Source organism: Actinomycetota bacterium (assembly GCA_030019255.1).
In the GTDB taxonomy this organism is placed as follows: Bacteria; Actinomycetota; Geothermincolia; order Geothermincolales; family RBG-13-55-18; genus Solincola_A.
Window position 1 is genome coordinate 1 of sequence record JASEFK010000038.1, and the last position, 258, is coordinate 258.

Here is a 258-nt window from a genome sequence, read left to right on the forward strand (position 1 = left end):
TCCCCCTTTTCCGTCTACCGCAGCCTGAGGTCGGAGAACCCCTCCCCTTACATGTTCTTCCTCCGCTTCGGAGACCTGTACCTCATCGGCTCCTCGCCCGAGCCCATGGTCCGCCGCCGCGGAGACCGGGTGGTGATCCGCCCCATCGCCGGGACCAGGCCCAGGGGAGCGACGCCCGACGAGGACCGGAGGCTCGAGGAGGAGCTGCTGCGCGACGAGAAGGAGCAGGCAGAACACGTCATGCTCGTGGATCTCGCC

The 258-nt window shown here is 67.8% G+C and carries 1 protein-coding gene; it reads left to right on the top strand.

Annotated features, from left to right (window positions below):
- On the top strand, positions 1-258 hold a 258-nt coding region (locus QME84_12745), incomplete at both ends, for a chorismate-binding protein (protein MDI6875131.1).